This window comes from Glaciibacter sp. 2TAF33 (assembly GCF_052114945.1).
Taxonomy (GTDB): domain Bacteria; phylum Actinomycetota; class Actinomycetes; order Actinomycetales; family Microbacteriaceae; genus Cryobacterium.
In genome coordinates this window covers 25,934-45,651 of sequence record NZ_JBFRFS010000010.1, presented here as the reverse complement: position 1 = coordinate 45,651, position 19,718 = coordinate 25,934, and the positions used below count along the sequence as shown (strand labels likewise).

Sequence of the window (19,718 nt, the reverse complement as noted above, 5' to 3'; positions counted from 1 at the left end):
CCCGGCGGCCGGGCAGGGCCGGAGAATGCGGAGAGGACAGGGAGGACGGGCGCCGAGTCAGGCCCGGAGCGCGAGAATCTCAGCGACCTTCGAGCGGATGCTGTCGGCCAGCGTCTCCACCGGGAACGATGCGTCGAGCACGAGGAAACGGTCGGGCTCGGCGAGGGCCAACTCCAGGAAGGCCTCCCGCACCCTGCCGTGGAAGTCGTTCTTCTCCGCCTCCAGGCGGTCGAAGCGCTTGTTGTCGGCGTCGAGCCGGCCGCGCGCAACGGTCTCATCGAGGTCGAGCAGGATCGTGAGGTCGGGCAGCAGTCCCTCCGCCGCCCAGAGGGAGAGATCGCGCACTTCGCCGGCGCCGAGCACTCGGCCTGCGCCCTGGTAGGCGACGGACGAGTCGAGGTAGCGGTCCTGGATCACAATCTCGCCGCGCGCCAACGCCGGCCGCACCTTGGTCCCGATGTGCTGGGCACGGTCGGCCGCGTACAGCAGTGCCTCCGCGCGCGGGGAGATATCGCCACGGTGGTGCAGCACGATCTCGCGGATCTCGACGCCGACATCCGTTCCGCCGGGTTCGCGCGAACGCACCACCGTGTTGCCGAGCCCCTCGAGCCAGTCGGTCAGGAGCTTCGCCTGGGTGGACTTGCCGGAGCCGTCTCCGCCTTCGAACGTGATGAACAGGGCGGTCACGACGCGGGGGCCTCCGCGGCCGCCGCGGCTTTGTTGGCCGCCCTGGTCGCCGCCGCCTTCAGTGCCGCAGCCGAGCGCGCCGGACTGGTGGTCGGCACCTTCTTTGCAGCCGCAGCGGTGGCCTTTTTTGCGGGCGCCTTCTTCACCGCAACTTTCTTGGCGGGTGCCTTCTTGGCCGGCGCCTTCTTCGCGGGCGCCTTGGCGCGCGGCTTGGCCGGCCCCTTGGCACGCTTGTCGGCGAGCAGCTGTACCGCCCGGTCGAAATCGATGTCCTCGATCATCTCGGCCTTCGGGATCGTCGCGTTGGTCACGCCGTCGGTGACGTAGGCGCCGAAACGTCCGTCCTTGATCTTGATCGCCTTGCCGCTCTCCGGGTCAGGCGCCTCGAATTCCTTCAGCGCGCTGGAGGCGCGACGGGCACCGTACTTCGGCTGCGCGAACAGCTCGACGGCGCCCGGAAGGTCGATCTCGAAGATCTGGTCCTCGCTGGTGAGCGACCGGGTGTCGGTGCCTTTCTTCAAATACGGACCGAACTTGCCGCCCTGCGCGGTGATCTCGCTGCCGGTCTCGGGGTCGAGGCCGACGACCCGGGGCAGGTTGAGCAGCGCCAGCGCGGTGTCGAGGTCGATCGTGGCGAGATCCATCGACTTGAAAATGGATGCCGTGCGCGGCTTGGGACCGGCGGGCGCCTTCTTGGCCACCGGCTTCTTCTTCGGCTTGGTCGTGACCTCGCCGGTTGCCGGGTCGACGGTCTCGACAGGCTCGACCACCGCGGCGGCGGCCTCGTCAGCCGACACCTCGGGTTCGGGGTCAACCTCGGTGACATAGGGGCCGAACCGGCCGTCCTTGCCGACGACGAGCTTGCCGGTCTCCGGGTTGGTTCCGATGACGCGGTCGGTGATGACCGGGGCGTCGATAAGTTCGCGGGCCTTGGCCGGGGTCAGCTCGTCCGGCGCCAGGTCCGGCGGGATGTTGACGCGACGCGGCGGGACCGTGCCGTCCGGACCGACCGCGGCCGCGGCATCCGTGTCGACAACCTCGAGGTAGGGGCCGTACTTGCCGATGCGCAGCGTGATGTCGTCGCTGATCTTGACCGAGTTGACGGCGCGGGCGTCGATCTCACCGAGGTTGTCGATGACCTGGCGGAGACCGCGGTGCTTGTCGGAGCCGAAGTAGAAGCTGTTGAGCCAGTCGACCCGCTCCGCTTCGCCGTCGGCGATGCGGTCGAGGTCGTTCTCCATCTCTGCAGTGAAGTCGTATTCGACGAGGTCGCCGAAGTACTCTTCGAGCAGTCTCACCACGGAGAACGCGATCCAGTTGGGCACGAGGGCCTGGCCGCGCGGGGTGACATACCCGCGGTCGGTGATGGTCGAGATGATCGACGCGTATGTGGACGGACGCCCGATGCCGAGCTCCTCGAGCTTCTTCACCAGGCTCGCCTCGGTGTAGCGGGCGGCCGGGGTGGTTTCGTGCCCCTTGGCCTCAACCTCGAGCAGGTTGAGGGTCTGCCCCTCGGTGAGGGGCGGCAGCTTCGACTCGGTGGGGTCGGTCGGCGCGTTGCGCTCTTCGTCTCTTGATTCCTCGTAGGCGAGCATGAAGCCGCGGAAGGTGATCACGGTGCCGCTGGCGGCGAACTCGGCGATCGCACCGGATGCCGCGGGGTGCGCGGCCGTACCGGTCGGGCCGGCCGAGATGGTGACGGATGCCGTCGACCCGGTGGCGTCGGCCATCTGCGAGGCGACGGTGCGCTTCCAGATCAGGTCGTACAGCTTGAAGTCGTTGCCGCGGAGGCTCGACGACAGCGATGCCGGCGTGCGGAAGGTGTCGCCCGACGGGCGGATCGCCTCGTGCGCCTCCTGCGCGTTCTTGCTCTTGCCCTTGTAGAGGCGCGGCTTGTCGGGCACCGTCTCCGGGCCGTACAGCGCGGCGGCCTGCTTGCGGGCCGCGGTGATCGCCTGCTGCGAGAGCGACGGCGAGTCGGTTCGCATGTAGGTGATGTACCCGTTCTCATACAGCGACTGGGCGACGCTCATCGTCTGGCGAGCCGTGAACCGCAGCTTGCGCGCGGCCTCCTGCTGCAGCGTCGAGGTGGTGAACGGCGCGGCAGGGCTGCGGCGGTACGGCTTGGAGGCGACCCTGGTGACGGTGAGGTCGACGTCCGGCTGCTTCAGCGCTTCGGCGAGCGCGAGGGCGGATGCCTCGTCCAGCGTGGCCGCGGTGACCTTCGGCTTGAGCGCGCCGGTGTCGTCGAAGTCGCCGCCGGTGGCGATGCGGTCACCGTTCAGGCGCACCAGCTTGGCCTCGAAGGCGGTGGCGTCGGCGCTGCCGGCGCCAGCGGATGCCGCGAGCTGGGCGACCAGGTCCCAGTAGCTGGCGGAGACGAATGCCAGGCGTTCGCGCTCCCGGTCGACGACGAGTCGGGTGGCGGCGGACTGCACGCGACCGGCCGAAAGCCCCGGACCGACCTTGCGCCAGAGGACCGGGGAGATCTCGTAGCCGTACAGGCGGTCGAGGATGCGCCGGGTCTCCTGGGCGTCGACCAGGGCGGTGTCGAGGTCGCGGGTGTTGTCGACGGCCTGCAGGATGGCGTCTTTGGTGATTTCGTGGAACACCATGCGGCGAACCGGGACCTTGGGGGCCAGGACCTGCAGCAGGTGCCACGCGATGGCCTCGCCTTCGCGGTCCTCATCAGTTGCGAGGAGGAGTTCGTCGGCGTTCTTCATCGCGCGCTTCAGCTCGGCGACGGTCTTCTTCTTGGCGTCGGACACGACGTAGTACGGCTCGAAACCGTTCTCGACGTCCACGGAGAACTTCCCCAGCGGGCCCTTTTTCAGCTCCGGCGGCAGGTTCTTCGGTTCGATGAGGTCGCGGATGTGCCCGACCGAGGACAGTACCTCGTAGTCGTCGCCGAGATATCCGGCGATTGACTTCATCTTGGTCGGCGACTCAACGATGACCAGCTTCTTAGTGCCTGGCACCAGACTCCTCTTATATGCGTGTGTACTGCTTAAGTTGTGTGCGCGCTGTCAGCCCTGGACGTGCGCGATTGATCAAGGCACACCATACACATAGGAATGGAGTGACCGCCTAATCAAGTGTGCGCGCCTTCGACGGCGAGTGCACCGCACATCGTCGGCGAGTTCATCGCGTGTCGCTGCCGTTTACCCTTGCCAGTTTCCGGTTGGTGAGGACAATGGAGGCATGGCTACAGCATCCACGGACACCTATACCGCCAAGCTGACGGACGGCCCTCTCGAAGGAAAGACGATCACCACCCAGTTCCTGGATTCCGGTGAACCACAACCCCGACTCGAGATTCCGGCCGACTCCGGCAAGCGTTACCTCTACGCTCGAGGCTCCGGCCTCGAATTCGAGGCGGAGGGCTCCGAGCGTCCGACGGCCGTCGACTACCGCTACCTTGAGGCCCTCTTCGAATAGTAGCCCCCGACGGCCCGCCACCTGGCAGCGCGCGGCGACGCCCGGAGGGCGAGTGGGCCGTTTCAGCCATCGGGCGGTCCGGCCCGGGCCCGTGCGACGATGTCGAATCCCGCGACCGTGCGACCGACGGTGACGGATGCGATCAGTCCGTCGACCACGCACTCGCCGACGGATGCTCCGTTCAAGGCCGCTGCCGCTGCCGCCATCTCGCAGGGCACGCCGCCGATCGCGCCTGAGGCCGTGTCTGCTGCGGCCAGGGCTGCCGCGTCGGCCGCGTTGTGAACCGACTGCCCCACCGCCAGCAGGGCACAGGCTGGGACCACCAGGGCCGTCAGCATCATGGTCACCCCGATGACCGCCAGGCCGAGGATCGAACCGGATCCCCGGTCAGCGTCCAGCAGCCTTACAGTCCCCCGGCCAGCGCGCACGATTCCGCCTCCACCGTCAGGCCGAGTCCGGCGAACGGGCCGAATGTGCTCGGCGCCGCCAGATGGGCGCAGACGAATTCTCCCCGTCGCTCCGAGGTGAACGATGCGCCGGGAACAGCCACCCGAACCGGGCCGCCGGCTCGGGCGGCATCGTCCCCGCGGGCGAGGGAGCGGGCGGCGTCTGCGGCGGCGTTGGTCATGCGCACCTGCTGGCCGACGACCTGGACGGCACCGAGGCAGCAACCCAGCACCAGCACCACGGCCGGCAGCACCACGGCAAACTCCGCCGTGACGCTGCCGTCTTCCCGTCTGCTGGCCGGCTGTTGACCGGCCCACCGCCGCTCAGCCCACCGCCGCCTAGCCCACCGCTGCCTAGCCCACCGTGAGCGCATTGCGGACCAGTTCGGTGAGGATCCCGCGGACCTCGTCACCGCGGAGGATGATGATGAGCAGGCCAGCGAATCCCACCGCCGCCATGGTCGCAACGACGTACTCCGCCGTGGCCGCCCCCTCGTCGTCCGCGAGTCGCGACAACAGGCGGCGGGTCGCCGTTCGTCCCGCCATCACGGGGCCGGTGACAGTGGCCCTCAGGGTGGCACCTGCCCGCTCCGTTGCTCGCACCGGGGCTTGATTCGTCATGGGATTTCTCGCTTTCCGCGCCGGTGAGGTGATGGGGTGGCGCACTAGTGGTGATGGGATTGGGGTAACCCGAACGGACGGCACGAGCACGGCCAGCCTTGTCGATTCGGCGCGCCCACTGCGCGGCAACGGTGTGATCAGTGCAGAACTTTCACAACGTGGCAACTGTGGAGGAGAGCACACTGATCAGGAGCGGGACCACTCCGAGCAGCATGAAGGCGGGCAGCACGCAGACCGCGAGCGGGATCATGAGTGTGACCGAAAGTGTGGCGGCGCGGCGCTGCCCCTCGCTCCGGGTGGCGCGCCGCACCTGCTCGGCTTCGCTGCGCAGCAGTTCCGCCGCGGGCACACCTGCCCTCGTCGACAGCGTGAGCACGGGGCGGATCAACCGTTCGGAATTGGATCGGTCCAGCCCATACCGCTCCGCCGTGTCGTCGACCAGGCTGCGGGCTCGGTCAATTGAGCCGCCGCCGGCCATGCCGATTGCCGTGAGGTCCAGTTCCAGACCGGGAGCGGCATCCGTCAGCCGGGCAGCCCGGATCAGCCGCTGGTTCCAGCGTTGTCCCGCGAGCATCAGCGTGACGCCGCCGGCGAGGCATACCAGCCCGGGAACGGTCGCGAACAAGGTCTGCAGCGTGTTGAAACCCATCAGGCCGCCGAACACGATGCCGATCACCGGCAGCCCCATCACCAGACGGGCCGTGGCCGCGGGGCCGGCGAGGGCGACGTGCAGGTCGCGCTCGAGCTGACCGAGGTCGCGGAAGGAGGCCGCCAACGTGCGGAGGGACTCCGCCAGTGGCGCTCCCGCGCCGGTGGCCACGCGCCAGGCCGCGGCCAGGCCGAGCCAGGCGCGGCATACCTGGCCGTCGAACCGAGCGGCCTCCCGCGCGACGGCGTCCGCAATGCTGTCACCGAGCGAGCCGGCCGACGCGGCCGCTCGAATCACGGTCACGGTCGACGACTCGGCCGGGGCGGCGGCATGCTCGCCCGGGTAGCCGGCTGCGGCGGACTCGCCGGGGCGCTCGGGCACGTCGTCCGCGAGCTCGGGCACGAGGTAGGTCCAGGCCGACACCGGTGACACCCCCGCTGAGAGCAGCACCGCCAGCCGTTGCGCGACGGCCGCGACCTCCTCGATCGGCGGCTCCCTGGCCGTCCGGCGCCGCCGGCTCGACCGTCGACCTCCGGGCGCGGTTGTTCCGGCGCGGTGCCTCATGCCGCCTCAACGGCCAGGCGGCCGTGGGTGTCGAGGGTGAACCGCCCGAACTGGGCGATCCGCCTCACGTTGTCGGTGCGCTCCAGGTGCACCACGACGTTGATGGCGCTGACGGTCTGGCGAGCGATCGCGTCCTGGTTCATCCCGGCCAGGGCGCCGAGCGCCTCGAGCCGCGCCGGAACGTCGCGCAGCGAGTTGGCGTGGAGCGTGCCCGCCCCGCCGTCGTGCCCGGTGTTCAGAGCGGCCAGCAGCTCACGGATCTCGGCGCCGCGGCATTCGCCGAGGACCAGCCGGTCGGGGCGCATCCGCAGTGCTTCGCGGACCAGGGCCTCCAAACCGATCCGCCCGGCACCTTCGAGGTTCGCCTGCCTCGATTCGAGAGCCACGACGTGCGGGTGGTTGATTCGGAGTTCTGCGACGTCCTCGATCGCCACGATCCGCTCGTCCGGCGCGGCCTCCCCGAGCAGCGCCGAGAGCAGCGTGGTCTTTCCGCTGCCGGCGGCGCCGGTGATGAGGAAATTCTCCCGCGCGTCGATCGCCGCACGGAGTCGCCCGGCCAACCGGAGCGCCGGCTCCCCCGAACCGCACAGTCCGGCGTCGACGAGCGTCGACAAACTGAGCCGGTCGGCACGCGGCAACCGGATCGAGAGCAGGGTGCCGGTACTCGACACCGGCGGCAGCACCGCGTGCACACGGATGCCATCGGCCAACCGCACGTCGACGCACGGACTTGCCTCGTCGATGTGCCGGCCGCCGAGCGCGATCAAGCGCACCGCGAGTTCTCGGAGCGCGGCCTCATCCCGCCTCCAGTCGGGACGGAACTGTGGACCGGCGCCGGCGTCGACCCACAGCCCGGCATCACCGTTGATGAACAGGTCGGTGACGTTCGGCTCGGCGGCGAAGCCCGCCAGCGGTCCGAGGGCCGACACGTCACGGGTCGCGGTGCCCCCGTTCACGACAACGGGCGCCGGCCAGGCAGGGCGCGGGCCGTCGGATCGGACTGCGACGGATGCGTCAGCTCTGGCACCTGCGCCTGCGCCTGCGCCTGCGCGAGTTACCCCGACCGGGCGGTCCGGGTCGAACCAGGACGGCGCCGGGCGTTGTTCTGTCGATTCGTACGACGGGACTGCCACATACGGCTGGTACATGCGACGAAGGTACGCCGCGCGGTGATGCCGCTGAGCGCATCCGCTACCAATCGGTGCACAATCCGGCGCCCCCGCGGCCTGTGGAAAACGCGCCACCGCCGGGGGCGCGTTAAAAAGAAGGGGGCGGTACCTATTGGGGGGAACAGGTACCGCCTCGGTGCCGCGCTGATTGGGGGGAACCATGCGCGTCACAGGTCATGAACTCTCGTTCAGACGATCCCCAGCATACGCGGCAGCGGGGGTTTTACAAAGCCCCATGCCGTCAATATTGGGGGCACTCACAGAAACTCGATTCGTGACCCCCATCGGTCTCGCCCGGGAGGCGAGACGAGCGCGCGCCGAGACGGCGAAAATCGCGTGAAACGGCGGCCTGGACGGGCACCAGCGACAGCTGTGACAGTGCCGCGCCGAGCGGGTCGGCCGACGGGAGTAAGGTGCTGCAGGGGAGCGCGAACACCGTGAGGAGTCGCGCACCGCTCTGACCGGGTCACAGCGAACACCGCAGCCACGGCCAGAACGCACCGCACCGTCACAGCCAAACAGCACTTCGCAAAGGAGCGACACACCACCCATGACCGTTCAGATTGACCACCTGCTCGACGAGTCGCGTCGATTCCCACCCACCCCGGAGTTCGCCGACCAGGCCGTGGCCACCCCACAGCTCTACACGGACGCGGCCACCGACCGGCTCGCATTCTGGGCGGACCAGGCTCGCGACCTGCTGCACTGGGACACACCGTTCACGCGGACACTGGACTGGTCCAACCCGCCGTTCGCGAAGTGGTTCGACGACGGCCAGCTCAACGTCGCCTACAACTGCCTCGACCGCCACGTCGAAGCCGGCAACGGCGACCGGGTCGCCATCCACTTCGAAGGCGAACGAGGCGACTCCCGGGCGATCACCTACGCCGAGCTGACCGCCGAGGTCAAGCGGGCCGCCAACGTGCTGCTGAAGCTCGGCGTGAAGACCGGTGACCGCGTGGCGATCTACCTCCCGATGATCCCGGAGGCCGTGGTCGCGATGCTCGCCGTCGCGCGCGTCGGCGCGGTGCACTCGGTCGTGTTCGGTGGTTTCAGCGCCGAGAGCCTGCGCGCCCGCATCGACGACGCGAACGCGAAGCTCGTCATCACCTGCGACGGCGGCTACCGCAAGGGCAAGCCCACCTCGCTCAAGCCGGCAGTCGACGCCGCCCTCGTGAGCGGGGACTCCTCCGTCACCGACGTCCTGGTGGTCAAGCGCACCGGCGAAGACGTCGAGTGGAACGACCGTGACCTGTGGTGGCACGACGAACTCGCATCCGTCGACGCCGAGCACGAGGCGCAGAGCTTCCCGGCTGAGAATCCGCTGTTCATCCTGTACACCTCCGGCACCACCGGCAAGCCCAAGGGCATCCTGCACACCAGCGGCGGGTACCTCACCCAGTGCGCGTTCACCCACAAGAACGTCTTCGACTTCAAGGCCGAGACGGATGTCTACTGGTGCACCGCCGACGTCGGCTGGGTCACCGGCCACAGCTACGTGGTCTACGGGCCGCTCGCCAACGGCGCCACCCAGGTGCTGTACGAGGGCACCCCGGACACGCCGCACCCCGGCCGCTGGTGGGAACTGATCGAGAAGTACAAGGTATCGATCCTCTACACGGCCCCGACGGCGATCCGCACCTTCATGAAGCTCGGCCGCAAGATCCCGCAGCAGTTCGACCTGTCGAGCCTCCGCGTGCTCGGGTCGGTGGGCGAACCGATCAACCCTGAGGCCTGGATGTGGTACCGGGAGGTCATCGGCGGCAACGTCACCCCCGTGGTCGACACCTGGTGGCAGACCGAGACCGGCGCGATCATGGTGTCCGCCCTGGCCGGGCTGACCGCTACCAAGCCGGGTTCGGCGCAGGTGCCGATTCCCGGCATCAACGTCGACGTGGTCGATGACGACGGCAATCATGTCGGAGCCGGAAACGGCGGCCTGCTCGTGGTCACCGAGCCGTGGCCGTCGATGTTGCGCGGCATCTGGGGCGACCCGGAGCGGTTCAAGGAAACCTATTGGGACAAGTTCGGCGACAAGTATTTCGCCGGCGACGGCGCACGCCTCGACGATGACGGCGACATCTGGCTCCTCGGCCGGGTCGACGATGTCATGAACGTCTCCGGCCACCGTCTCTCGACGGCGGAGATCGAGTCGTCCCTGGTGGCGCATCCGCTGACCGCTGAAGCGGCCGTGGTCGGCGCATCCGACGAGACGACCGGCCAGGCCGTGGTGGCGTTCGTGATCATCAAGGCCAGCCAAGCGGATGCCGCCTCGCACGAGGACGTCGCGGAGATCCTGCGGGCGCACGTTGCGCAGCAGATCGGCGCCATCGCCCGGCCGCGGCAGATCTTCGTGGTGAGCGAACTGCCGAAAACCCGCTCCGGCAAGATCATGCGGCGGCTGCTGCGCGACCTGGCCGAGGGCCGCGAGATCGGCGACACCACCACGCTCGCGGACGCCACGATCATGCAGGTCATCACGGAGACGATGCGCTGACCCGTCCATCCCGCTCGCGCTGAGGAAATGACCACACGCTGAGGGCCTGCCCTCCGCGCGTGGAAGAATCCTCAGCGCGAGCGGGCAGGCGCAGGCGCAGGCGCGAGCGCGCGAGCGGGCAAGGGGGGTCAGGCGAAGGTGACGACGAGCTCCACCTCGACGGGCGAGTCCAGCGGCAACACCGCGACTCCGACCGCGGAGCGCGCGTGGATGCCACGGTCACCGAAGATCTCGCCGAGCACCTCGGACGCTCCGTTGATCACGCCGGGCTGCCCCGTGAACGACGGGGCGGATGCGACGAATCCGGTGACCTTGACAACCTGCGTCACCCGGTCCAGCGACCCGATCATCGATTTGACGGCCGCGAGGCCGTTGAGCGCCGACTGGCGGGCGAGGGCACGGGCGTCCTCGGCCGACACCAGGCCCTCGCCCTCACCGACCTTGCCGGTGGCCGGCAGCTGGCCGGACACCATCGGCAGCTGGCCGGAGGTGAAGACGAGGTTGCCCGACACGATCGCCGGAACGTACACGGCAACCGGGGGAACGACATCCGGTAGCTCGATGCCCAGCTCGGCCAGGCGTGCGTCGATCATCGACATGGTTACGCTCCCTCAGTCCCTGAGCCGGCAGCCGGGCGCTTGAGGTAGGCCACCAGGCCGCCCTCCGGGCCCGTGACGACCTGCACGAGTTCCCAGCCTTCAGCGCCCCAGTTGTTCAGAATCGCGGCCGTGTTGTGAATCATCAACGGCGTCGTGAGGTATTCCCAGGCCGGCATGTGGCTCCCATTCAGGTGGTTTTTCAGCTTTATCCCTTAGCCTCAATTCTATGTCTGCCAAAAATCGTACGGCGAAGGGCGTTGTCGGTGGCCTTCTGGGCTTCATCGGCATGAGCGCCGTCGCCGGTGTTCTCGTTACCGCTGCCGTCACCCCCGCCCTCGCGCTTTCCGGCATGGCGGCGACCAACACGATCAACGTCTTCGAGAACCTGCCGGACTACCTGGCCATCGACCAGTTGTCGCAGAAAAGCAATATCTACGCCACCCAGAGCGACGGGACGCCAGTTCTGCTGGCGTCGTTCTATGACCAGAACCGGGTCGAAGTCGGCTGGGACGGCATCAGCCAGTTCGTCAAGGACGCTGCTGTCGCCGGTGAGGACCCCCGCTTTTACGAGCACGGCGGCGTCGACCTGCAGGGCACCATCAAAGGCGCGGTGCAGACCGTGGCCAGCGGCAACACCCGCGGTGGCTCCTCGATCACCCAGCAGTATGTGAAGAACGTGCTGGTGCAAAAGTGCGAGGTGATGAACGACCTCAAGAAGCAGAAGACCTGTTATGAGGCGGCGACCGAGACCAGCCCAGACCGCAAGCTCAAGGAGATGCGCTTCGCCATCGGCGTGGAGAAGAAGTACTCCAAAGACGACATTCTCCGCCAGTACCTGAACATCACCGGCTTCGGTGGCACCGTCTACGGCATCGAGGCCGCGGCGAACTACTACTACAGCACCACGGCGGCGGCACTGACCCTGCCGCAGGCGGCGAGCCTGGTCGCGATCGTGAACAACCCGTACAAGTTCCAGCTCGACCGGCCGGAGAGCGAAGCCAACGGTGCAGCGAACGGATACGCCGCGAACAAGGAACGACGCGACTACATCCTTGGCGAGATGCTCAAGTACAAGAAGATCACGCAGGAAGAGCACGATGCGGCGATCGCGACGCCGATCGAGCCGGTGATCCAGGAACCCAGCACCGGATGCCAGACGGCCGGCGCCAATGCCTACTTCTGCGACTACGTGACCAAGATCCTGCAGAACGACCCGGTCTTCGGAGCGGATGAGGACACCCGCCTGACGAACTTCAAGCGCGGCGGTTACGACGTCTACACGACGCTCGACCTCGACCTGCAGAACGCAGCCGTGGCCACCATGAACGAGAACGTTCCGAAGGTCGCCGACGGTTGGCCGATGGGCAGCGTCATCAGCAGCGTGCAGGTCGGCACCGGCCGGGTACTGGCGATGACCCAGAACAAGGACTACAGCCAGGACCAGGCGACGCTCGACAGCGGCGCGAACTTCAGCGCCATCAACTACAACACCGACATCAACTACGGCGGCTCGAGCGGATTCCAGCCCGGGTCGACGTACAAGGTGTTCACCCTGGCCGAGTGGTTGAAGGAAGGACACTCGCTCAACGAGCGTGTCGATTCGCGGCGTAAGGCGAACTGGGGCACCTTCCAGGACAGCTGCGACGGCCCGCAGACCTACCCCGGCTGGAACCCGAAGAACGACTCCAACGAATCCGGCGCGAACTACAGCGCCCTGGAATCGACGATCAACTCCATCAACACGGGCTTCATCGGCATGGCCAAGAAGCTCGACCTGTGCGGCATCCGCAAGACCGCCGAGAGCTTCGGCGTGCACCGCGCCGATGGTGATCCCCTGCAGCAGGGCGCCAGCTCCGTGCTCGGGACCAACGAGATCGCCCCGCTGACCATGGCCGTCGCCTTTGCGGGGATCGCCAACAACGGCAACACCTGCTCGGCCATCGCGATCGACAAGATCGTGGGCCCGGACGGAACCGAGCAGCCGGTTCCGAAGTCGGCGTGCAAGCAGTCCGTCGATCCCGCCGCGGCCGCCGGAATGGTCTACGCGATGAAGCGGGTGCTGACCCAGGGCAGCGCGACGCAGTCATACGGAGCGACCTCACCGCGGGTGCCGATGATCGGCAAGACCGGAACCACCGACGGAAACGTGGACACCTGGATGAGCGGCGCGAGCACCAAGGTCGCCACGGTCGCCGGCGTCGTCAGCCTGCGCGGCGACGGCTCGGCAGGAACCAACCAGCGCAACTACCGTTTCGACAGCGGATCCGCCGCGACAGCACGTCACCGGATGTGGCCGGACGTGATGTCGGTGGCGAACGCCAAGTATGGCGGGGACGACTTCACCGAGGCGTCCACCAACGTGATCCGCGGCACCCAGGTCCCCGTTCCCGACCTGCGCGGCAAGTCGATGGCTGAGGCGCAGTCCGCGGTGGAGTCGGCCGGTTTCGTCTTCGCAGACGGCGGCGCCACCGATTCGGAGATGCCCGCCGGAACAGTCGCGAACACCGACCCGGCCGCCGGCAGCAGCACCGGGAAGGGATCGACGATCACCGTGTACTCGAGTAACGGGTCGATGGTCCTGCTCCCGAACGTCGTCGGCCAGGACGAGAACGCCGCCAAGACCGCCCTCAACGGCTTCGCCGTCGAGAAGCGCGACCAGGCAGTGACCGACCCCGCGCAGAACGGAAAGGTCATCGCGAGCGAGCCAGCCGCCGGCACTGCGGCGAAACCCGGCAGCACCGTGACCCTCGTCGTCGGCAAGCTCGGCGGCGGCGGTTGAGCAGAGGAGTGAACCCGCTCACCAGCGGCGGCAAGGTACTCGCAGCGGCGGCCGGTATGGCCGCCGGGGCGGGGCTTGCCGCGCTCGCGTGGGGGTCGCTGGTGGAACGGACGCAGTACACCCTGCGCGAGGTGACGGTACCGGTCCTGCCTGCCGGAGCCGACAGCATCCGTGTCCTGCATCTCTCGGACCTGCACATGGCCCCGTGGCAGCGGGACAAGCAGGACTGGGTGCGCACCCTCGCCGACCTCGCGCCCGACCTGGTCGTGGACACCGGCGACAACCTCGGCCATGCCGACGGGATCGCCGGCATCGCGTATGCGCTTGAACCGTTCGCGGGGATCCCCGGGGTGTTCGTGAACGGTTCGAACGACTACGTCGGCCCCCAACTGAAGAACCCGCTCAAGTATTTCGCGGGACCGTCGAAGCGGCGCATCGGTTCGCATGAACCGCTGGACATCGCCCGCCTGCACGGCGTCTTCGCCGACCTCGGCTGGACCGGCCTGAACAATGCGGCCGGCGCCCTCGACATCAACGGCACCCACCTCGAGTTGTTCGGCGTCGATGACCCGCACATCGGGCTGGACCGGCTGGAAGTCATCACGGGCGCCATCGACGAGTTGCGGGCCAGTGACCCGCTCTCCGATGAGACCTGGCCTGATCCGTCCGTGGCCGCCGACCCGCGCCCGACCGTGACCGTCGGCGTCGCGCACGCTCCGTACCAGCGGGTGCTGAACTCATTCGTGAACCACGGCGCCCAGCTGATCCTCGCCGGCCACACCCATGGCGGACAGGTCTGCGTGCCCGGGTTCGGCGCCCTCGTGACCAACTGCGACATCCCCCGCCGCCAGGTCAAGGGGCTCAGCCTCTGGAACGCCGGGCTGCACACCGCCTACCTCAACGTTTCGGCGGGCCTCGGCACGTCGATCTACGCGCCCGTTCGTTTCGCCTGCCCGCCCGAGGCCACGCTGCTGACGCTGACTGCTGCCTGAGCAACGGTGCCACCCCGGGAGCGGGAAAACGCTCCCGGCACCCGAAGCGGCACTCCGCCCGCCTCCGGGCACCCGAAAACGCTCCGGGCACCCGAAATACCCCGCGCCCCGTGCGTTCTTGCGCGCCCACGCGGCGCGGGCAGCAGCCGCGAGCCTGGCGGAGGGGATCGGGCGCGGTTCGGGGCCTCGACAGGCTCGACCACCGTCGGCCGAGCCCATGGCGTGCAACCCCCCGGCGCAGCGTCTATACTTATTGAGGCCCACGGGCCATCGGGGTATGGCGCAGCTTGGTAGCGCGCGTCGTTCGGGACGACGAGGTCGCAGGTTCAAATCCTGTTACCCCGACAGAATCACCAGCAACACCTGTGAAACGCTCCCGCCTCTTGAGGCGGGAGCGTTTCTGGTTGTACAACTGGGGCATGACTGCGAACGTAGCTGCCTGGATCGATGCGTACCGAGAGGCCTGGGAGTCGAATGACCCCGACGACATCAGGGCGTTGTTCACGGCGGATGCCACCTACCGCACCGAACCCTTCGCGGCGCCCTGGAGCGGCCACGACGAGATCGTCCGCGGATGGTTGGCGGCTGCGGACCAACCGGGTGACACCACATTCGACTGGACGACTCTGGCTGAAACGGATGACGTCGCCATCGTCGAAGGGACGACCCGGTATCGCGACGGCCGCTTCTACAGCAACCTGTGGGTGATCCGCCTGACCCCCGGTGGCCTCGCCCGCGAATTCACCGAGTGGTGGATGGACCAGTCGACCCCCTCGTGACGGTTGCAACGATAACCAGGCGGGTCACCCTGTGGCTCACCTTCGCCTATGTGGTGGTGCTGGCGCTGATCGCCTTCTGGCCGACACCGGTCGACCGGAATGCCCACGGCTCCCTGCTCGCTTTTATCTCCTGGCTGCACAATCACGGGGCGCCGCTCTGGGTGGACTACGACTTCGCCCAGTTCTCGGCGAACGTGGCGCTCTTCGTGCCGGTCGGGTTGTTCGTGGGGATGCTCGCCGGCGCACGCCGGTGGTGGCTCGGCATCGTGGTCGGGTTCTTCACGAGCTGCGCCATCGAAATCGGCCAATTCATGTTCCTGCCTGAGCGCTACGCCACCGTCGACGACGTCATCGCCAACACCATCGGCGCGGTGGTCGGCACGGTGGTTGCGCTGCTGGTGCTCTGGGCGATCCACGCCCGGCACGGCGCCCCGCGGCGGCGGGCGGCTTAGCGGGGCTCGCCGAAGGTGGCGGTGACGGCGTCGCGGCGGGCGGCATCCGTTGTCGGAAGGGTGAGGAAGACGACATCAGAGCGGATGTTCCGGAGCTCCAGCTGAAGATCGGCCAGGTAGCCGGAGGTGAGACCGGCGTCGACCGCGACGAACGGGGCCATTCGACGGGCGAGTTCGCTCAGGGTGCGGAGGGTGGTGAGCGTCTCAGCACGGACGGCGGCGGTGAGCATCGCCCGCAGGAGCAACTGCTGGACTTCGGCGCGGACGACACCGGTGCTGGTGCCGGGGGTGCCGGATGTGCTGGCCATGCCGGCGGTGCCGGGGGTGCCGGTCATGCCGGCGGCGCCGGGGGTGCCGGGGGTGCCGGCGTCCGGGCCACGGACCCAGTCCAGGGCTGAGGCACCCTTCAGGCGCACGGCACCGGCCGGGAAGGCGCGGCCGCCCGAGGTGAATCGCGCCGGGTTGTCCAGGGTGACGCCACCCAGGGTCTTCGTTGCTGCGGCGAAGCCGGCGAGGTCGACGGCGCCGACGTGGTCGATGTGGGTCGCCAGCAGGTCTTCCGCCGCCCGGACCGCACCGGCGACGCCGTCGGCGGCGAGCGCCGCGCGGATGCTCGTGTCGGCGGTCCCGGTGTCCGCGCCGGCGGCGACGGCAGGTGCAGAAGTGGGCGCGGCACCGGGATCGCTGTGCGGCACGGGCGCGGCACCGGAGTCGCTGAGCGGCACGGGCGCGGCACCGGAGTCGCTGTGCGGCACGGGCGCGGCACCAGGGTCGCTGAGCGGCACGGCCACTACCGAGACACTCTTCCGGTCGGCGGGCACGTGAACGACCATTGCGGCTCGCAACGCGTCGGCGGTCAGGAGCCCGAGCACGCCCTTCGCGGCCGGGGTGCTCGATGCGCCGACAGCGTTGCTGCCGCCGTCCACACCGAGGACCAGGATGTTCTGCACCGTGCCCGCGATCGCCGCCGGAGCGTCGGCGCGACCGGGAACACTGGGCCCACCAGCCGCGGGCTCCGTGCCGGGGCCCGGCAAGGCATCCGGAATCGTCTGGAACCGGCTGTTCAGGCCGGCGCCCACGTTCCATGCGTTCACACCCGCGACGCTCGCGACGGTGATCAGCAGCGCGCCGACCAGAGTGGCAGCGATCCACCAGGCCGTCCGGCCGGCAGGGAGCCGCGGCATCGGTTTTCGCATGGGCACCCTTCCTGTGACACTCGGGCGGACGGTGGCTTCACTCTAACCCTGCACCCTGTTGGTAACTCCTGCAGATCGGGCCCGGGGGTCGGGAGCAGCCCCGTGATTGCGTGGGACTGGTCGAGGCAGCACGACGAATTGCAGGAGTTACGAACAGGTGACCAGCCTGAGACGAACTCAAACCGGGTTCACCGATCCCTGTACCGCTCGCACCAAAGCGGTTATCGTAGCGAGAACGAGCCCACACCGACCCGACGGGAGGCATCGTGCCACGAACCCGAGTCGACTGGGTGGATGCGGCGAAGGGTGCTGCCATCATCCTTGTCGTGCTCATCCACTCGTCGCAGTGGACCACCCTCAGCGGCCTTGCGCCGCGCTACTGGACCACCATCAGCCTGGTGTTGGTGCTGTTCCTGATGCCGACGTTCTTCCTGGCCTCCGCCCTCTTCGCGCACACCATCGTGAACCGGTCCTGGCGGGAACTGTGGCGCACCCGGCTGAGCATCTTGGTCTGGGCGCTCCTGGTCTGGACGGTGGTGCGCTACCTCTATTTCCTCGCGGTCCCGAACCCCACCGGCATCGACGGCACCGCACTGGTCGACCTGGTCCTGGCCCCGGTCCGGCCGAGTAACGGGCTCTGGTTCCTCTACGCCCTCGCCCTGTTCTTCGTGGCCGCGAAGCTGATGCACGGGCGGGTCGACTGGCGCATCCAGCTGGGTGTCGCCGCGGCGCTGTCGGTGTGGTTCTTCGCCCGCGCGGACACCGGCAACATCGCCTGGAACGGCATGGGCCGCTATGTGTTCTTCTTCATGGTCGGCTATTTCTTCCATGGCGCCATCACCCGGTTCGTAGAACGGCGCGGCCTCCCCACCGGCCTGCTGTTCGCGGTGCTGTTCCTCGGCTTCGCCGCGATGGTGCTGGGTGTGCGCTCCCGGGTGCCGTTGATCACCGGGTCGCTGGTGGTCGCCAGCCTGCTGGCGATCGCGGCCGGCCTCCTCATCGCCCGCTACCTCACCCGGTTCAACGGGATGCGCTGGCTCCCCTACATCGGCCGCACCACCCTCCCGGTGTACGTGCTGCACATCTTCTTCGTCAACCTGCTCACCCTCGCGCTGGTTCCGGCGAGCGGGCAGGGCTGGCTGCGCGCGCTCGGCCCGGCACTGCCGGTGCTGGTCGCCGCGGTGTCCGTGGCGCTGGCGCTCGGCGTGTGGCGGGTCACCCGGGACCTCCCGGTGCTCCGCTACGGCTACGCGGTGCCGACCTGGTTCTCCGGCCGCCCACGCCCGGCCGTCGAACCGGTTGGCGCCGGTTCGGCCGGCAGCGGCGCGGTGGGCGCCGAGTCCGACAGGCGAGGGCGGTAGCGGATGCGCTGGTCGACAATGCGCGGGAACCGGCTGCGGGTGGCTGCCCTGGTTGTGTGCAGCGCGCTCGCGGTGCTGGCCGCCAGCGTGGTCCTCCCCCGTTACGTCACCGAGCTGGGATTCATCGTGGTGCCGTTGTTCGTCATCGCGGTCCTGGCGCTGGGGACGTTGTTCCTGATTCCGGTCGAGGTGATCCCCGCCGTGGCGCTCACGATCTTCGCCCTGCTGCCGCCGCGGGTGCTGCCCCAGGACGGCCCACTCGGCGCCCTGCCGCTGACCACGATCGTGCTGGTGGTGTGGGCGTTCCGCCGGATCGTGCTCGACCAGGGCAACGAGGCTCGAATCGGCGATGAAAACGCGACGCCCGGCGGCTCCACTCCCTTCAAGACGGCCACCGTCGTGTTCGGCGGCCTGTTCTTCCTCTGGGCGCTGGTCTCGGTTTTCCGCTCCCCCGACATGCAGACCTCGCTGGGCTGGCTGATCAGCTTCACCGCCGGCGCGCTCCTTCCGCTTGTCGTCGGCAGCGCCCGGCGCGAAGCCGCGCACCTGCAACGCACCTGGATGGTGCTCGGCGGCTGGCTGGGCGCGTACGCGCTGGTCGAGGCGATCCTGCACGCGAACCTGCTCTGGGGCGCCCTGTACAACCTGATCGGCCTTCCGAACGCGCAGCACTGGGCCGTGTACCGGGCCGGCGCCTCGTTCGGGCATCCGTTGCTCGCAGCCCTGTTCTTCGCCGTCGCCGTCGCCCTCGCCGTCGGTATCTGGCTCACCTCCCGCTCGGCCTGGGCCCTGGCCGCCGCCGTGTTCAGCGGCCTGGGACTTGCGGTGACGGTCTCCCGGGGCGCCATGCTCGCCGGTGCGGTGGCGGCCGCCTTCGCGTACCTCGCGGCCCTCCTGATCCGCGGTGAGAAGCGGTGGAGCCGCTTCGCCGCGGGCGCGGGCCTCGCGGTCGTGGGAGTCGTCGGAATCCTGCAGTTCGACGCGTTCTCCGCCCGCGACACCTCGGCGGAGGGCGAGCTCTCCACCGGCGCCCGCGACCTGGCCTGGTGGGTGGCCATCCAGGCCGGCCACCTCACCAACTGGATCGGCTCCGGCACCGGAACCTCCGGGATCACCGGTCGGCGGTTCACCGACGTCGTGATCGAGAACTCCCTGCTGCAGTTACTGATCGGCGTGGGAATCCCGGGCCTGCTGCTGTTCGCCCTGATGGTTGGTTCGGCGTTCTTCCACGCGCTCAGCATGCGGGCGGTGGGCGCCGCGGCCGGCATCCTCGCGTTCTCGATCTGCATCTCAAGCTTCAACGCGCTAGACGGCGTGCGTTCGATGCACCTGCTGCTCGGTTGCCTGTTCATCCTGACCCTCAACCCACCGGCGCCGGCCGGGTTCGCGACAGCGGATGCCGCTGTCGGGTCGAGAGCCGCGACCGGGGTTCCGGCCGCTCGGCTCGAGGCAGGACCGCGCGTGCCCATCACCGGAAGGAGAAAGTGAC

The 19,718-nt window shown here is 68.6% G+C and carries 18 protein-coding genes and 1 tRNA gene; 9 read left to right on the top strand and 10 right to left on the bottom strand.

The genetic code is table 11. The features are described from left to right. Window positions 1–57: 57 nt before the first annotated feature. The gene (tmk, locus tag AB4Y94_RS11865) at window positions 58–687 is read right to left on the bottom strand and encodes a dTMP kinase (RefSeq protein ID WP_441728031.1); all 630 of its coding nucleotides are present in this window, start codon (window positions 685–687) and stop codon (window positions 58–60) included. After that, the gene (topA, locus tag AB4Y94_RS11860) at window positions 684–3,665 is read right to left on the bottom strand and encodes a type I DNA topoisomerase (RefSeq protein WP_441728030.1); all 2,982 of its coding nucleotides are present in this window, start codon (window positions 3,663–3,665) and stop codon (window positions 684–686) included. The genes tmk and topA overlap by 4 nt, the downstream gene beginning before the upstream one ends. Window positions 3,666–3,888: 223 nt before the next feature. Here topA and AB4Y94_RS11855 point away from each other — a divergent pair, with 223 nt between their 5' ends. Beyond that, window positions 3,889–4,125, top strand: coding sequence for a hypothetical protein (locus AB4Y94_RS11855; RefSeq protein WP_441728029.1), 237 nt, complete (start codon window positions 3,889–3,891; stop codon window positions 4,123–4,125). 62 nt (window positions 4,126–4,187) lie between these two features. Here the strand turns inward: AB4Y94_RS11855 and AB4Y94_RS11850 are convergent, their stop codons facing one another. From AB4Y94_RS11850 to AB4Y94_RS11830, 5 genes are all read right to left on the bottom strand, one after another. Further along, window positions 4,188–4,553, bottom strand: a complete 366-nt coding sequence (locus AB4Y94_RS11850) for an Rv3654c family TadE-like protein (RefSeq protein WP_441728028.1) — start codon at window positions 4,551–4,553, stop codon at window positions 4,188–4,190. Beyond that, window positions 4,529–4,945 (bottom strand): TadE family type IV pilus minor pilin, encoded by a 417-nt coding sequence (locus AB4Y94_RS11845; protein ID WP_441728027.1) that lies wholly within the window; start codon window positions 4,943–4,945, stop codon window positions 4,529–4,531. The genes AB4Y94_RS11850 and AB4Y94_RS11845 overlap by 25 nt, the downstream gene beginning before the upstream one ends. Further along, window positions 4,926–5,192 (bottom strand): DUF4244 domain-containing protein, encoded by a 267-nt coding sequence (locus tag AB4Y94_RS11840; protein WP_441728026.1) that lies wholly within the window; start codon window positions 5,190–5,192, stop codon window positions 4,926–4,928. Before AB4Y94_RS11840 ends, AB4Y94_RS11845 begins: the two co-directional genes overlap by 20 nt. A 151-nt stretch (window positions 5,193–5,343) precedes the next feature. Beyond that, window positions 5,344–6,405 (bottom strand): type II secretion system F family protein, encoded by a 1,062-nt coding sequence (locus AB4Y94_RS11835; protein ID WP_441728025.1) that lies wholly within the window; start codon window positions 6,403–6,405, stop codon window positions 5,344–5,346. Next, complete coding sequence (locus tag AB4Y94_RS11830; RefSeq protein WP_441728024.1) at window positions 6,402–7,553, bottom strand: TadA family conjugal transfer-associated ATPase; 1,152 nt, start codon at window positions 7,551–7,553, stop codon at window positions 6,402–6,404. Before AB4Y94_RS11830 ends, AB4Y94_RS11835 begins: the two co-directional genes overlap by 4 nt. A 571-nt stretch (window positions 7,554–8,124) precedes the next feature. Here AB4Y94_RS11830 and acs point away from each other — a divergent pair. After that, complete coding sequence (gene acs, locus AB4Y94_RS11825) at window positions 8,125–10,071, top strand: acetate--CoA ligase (RefSeq protein ID WP_441728023.1); 1,947 nt, start codon at window positions 8,125–8,127, stop codon at window positions 10,069–10,071. A 128-nt stretch (window positions 10,072–10,199) separates the two neighbouring features. On the opposite strand, the gene AB4Y94_RS11820 is transcribed toward acs, so the two are convergent. Beyond that, window positions 10,200–10,670: a RidA family protein gene (locus tag AB4Y94_RS11820; protein WP_441728022.1), complete on the bottom strand. Its 471-nt coding sequence runs from the start codon at window positions 10,668–10,670 to the stop codon at window positions 10,200–10,202. A 2-nt stretch (window positions 10,671–10,672) separates the two neighbouring features. Then, window positions 10,673–10,846, bottom strand: coding sequence for a hypothetical protein (locus tag AB4Y94_RS11815; protein ID WP_441728021.1), 174 nt, complete (start codon window positions 10,844–10,846; stop codon window positions 10,673–10,675). 50 nt (window positions 10,847–10,896) lie between these two features. On the opposite strand from AB4Y94_RS11815, the gene AB4Y94_RS11810 reads away from it, so the two are divergent. The 5 genes from AB4Y94_RS11810 to AB4Y94_RS11790 all read left to right on the top strand — a co-directional run bounded on the left by AB4Y94_RS11810 (window position 10,897) and on the right by AB4Y94_RS11790 (window position 15,672). Beyond that, window positions 10,897–13,449: a transglycosylase domain-containing protein gene (locus AB4Y94_RS11810; protein ID WP_441728020.1), complete on the top strand. Its 2,553-nt coding sequence runs from the start codon at window positions 10,897–10,899 to the stop codon at window positions 13,447–13,449. Between the two features lie 56 nt (window positions 13,450–13,505). Further along, a complete protein-coding gene (locus AB4Y94_RS11805; protein ID WP_441728170.1) occupies window positions 13,506–14,441 on the top strand; it encodes a metallophosphoesterase in 936 nt (311 codons plus the stop codon). Between the two features lie 271 nt (window positions 14,442–14,712). Then, window positions 14,713–14,786: transfer RNA gene (locus AB4Y94_RS11800), tRNA-Pro, on the top strand. Window positions 14,787–14,860: 74 nt separating this feature from the next. Further along, window positions 14,861–15,220, top strand: coding sequence for a nuclear transport factor 2 family protein (locus AB4Y94_RS11795; protein WP_441728019.1), 360 nt, complete (start codon window positions 14,861–14,863; stop codon window positions 15,218–15,220). After that, the gene (locus AB4Y94_RS11790; protein WP_441728018.1) at window positions 15,190–15,672 is read left to right on the top strand and encodes a VanZ family protein; all 483 of its coding nucleotides are present in this window, start codon (window positions 15,190–15,192) and stop codon (window positions 15,670–15,672) included. The genes AB4Y94_RS11795 and AB4Y94_RS11790 overlap by 31 nt, the downstream gene beginning before the upstream one ends. On the opposite strand, the gene AB4Y94_RS11785 is transcribed toward AB4Y94_RS11790, so the two are convergent. Next, window positions 15,669–16,868: an LCP family protein gene (locus AB4Y94_RS11785; RefSeq protein ID WP_441728017.1), complete on the bottom strand. Its 1,200-nt coding sequence runs from the start codon at window positions 16,866–16,868 to the stop codon at window positions 15,669–15,671. The two genes, AB4Y94_RS11790 and AB4Y94_RS11785, sit on opposite strands and share 4 nt — an antisense overlap. Before the next feature lie 266 nt (window positions 16,869–17,134). On the opposite strand from AB4Y94_RS11785, the gene AB4Y94_RS11780 reads away from it, so the two are divergent. Together AB4Y94_RS11780 and AB4Y94_RS11775 are read left to right on the top strand one after the other, a co-directional pair. Next, window positions 17,135–18,229, top strand: coding sequence for an acyltransferase family protein (locus AB4Y94_RS11780; RefSeq protein ID WP_441728016.1), 1,095 nt, complete (start codon window positions 17,135–17,137; stop codon window positions 18,227–18,229). 3 nt (window positions 18,230–18,232) lie between these two features. Beyond that, a complete protein-coding gene (locus AB4Y94_RS11775) occupies window positions 18,233–19,717 on the top strand; it encodes an O-antigen ligase family protein (protein ID WP_441728015.1) in 1,485 nt (494 codons plus the stop codon). The last annotated feature ends 1 nt before the right edge of the window (window position 19,718 follow it).

Excerpts from the sequence above, each read along its gene's own strand:
- AB4Y94_RS11855 (WP_441728029.1), top strand. The coding sequence starts at position 3,889 with ATGGCTACAGCATCCACGGACACCTATACCGCCAAGCTGACGGACGGC.
- AB4Y94_RS11845 (WP_441728027.1), bottom strand. The coding sequence starts at position 4,945 with ATGCGCTCACGGTGGGCTAGGCAGCGGTGGGCTAGGCGGCGGTGGGCT.
- AB4Y94_RS11840 (WP_441728026.1), bottom strand. The coding sequence starts at position 5,192 with ATGACGAATCAAGCCCCGGTGCGAGCAACGGAGCGGGCAGGTGCCACC.
- AB4Y94_RS11835 (WP_441728025.1), bottom strand. The coding sequence starts at position 6,405 with ATGAGGCACCGCGCCGGAACAACCGCGCCCGGAGGTCGACGGTCGAGC.
- AB4Y94_RS11830 (WP_441728024.1), bottom strand. The coding sequence starts at position 7,553 with ATGTACCAGCCGTATGTGGCAGTCCCGTCGTACGAATCGACAGAACAA.
- acs (WP_441728023.1), top strand. The coding sequence starts at position 8,125 with ATGACCGTTCAGATTGACCACCTGCTCGACGAGTCGCGTCGATTCCCA.
- AB4Y94_RS11820 (WP_441728022.1), bottom strand. The coding sequence starts at position 10,670 with ATGTCGATGATCGACGCACGCCTGGCCGAGCTGGGCATCGAGCTACCG.
- AB4Y94_RS11815 (WP_441728021.1), bottom strand. The coding sequence starts at position 10,846 with ATGCCGGCCTGGGAATACCTCACGACGCCGTTGATGATTCACAACACG.
- AB4Y94_RS11810 (WP_441728020.1), top strand. The coding sequence starts at position 10,897 with ATGTCTGCCAAAAATCGTACGGCGAAGGGCGTTGTCGGTGGCCTTCTG.
- AB4Y94_RS11805 (WP_441728170.1), top strand. The coding sequence starts at position 13,506 with ATGGCCGCCGGGGCGGGGCTTGCCGCGCTCGCGTGGGGGTCGCTGGTG.
- AB4Y94_RS11795 (WP_441728019.1), top strand. The coding sequence starts at position 14,861 with ATGACTGCGAACGTAGCTGCCTGGATCGATGCGTACCGAGAGGCCTGG.
- AB4Y94_RS11785 (WP_441728017.1), bottom strand. The coding sequence starts at position 16,868 with ATGCGAAAACCGATGCCGCGGCTCCCTGCCGGCCGGACGGCCTGGTGG.
- AB4Y94_RS11775 (WP_441728015.1), top strand. The coding sequence starts at position 18,233 with ATGCGCTGGTCGACAATGCGCGGGAACCGGCTGCGGGTGGCTGCCCTG.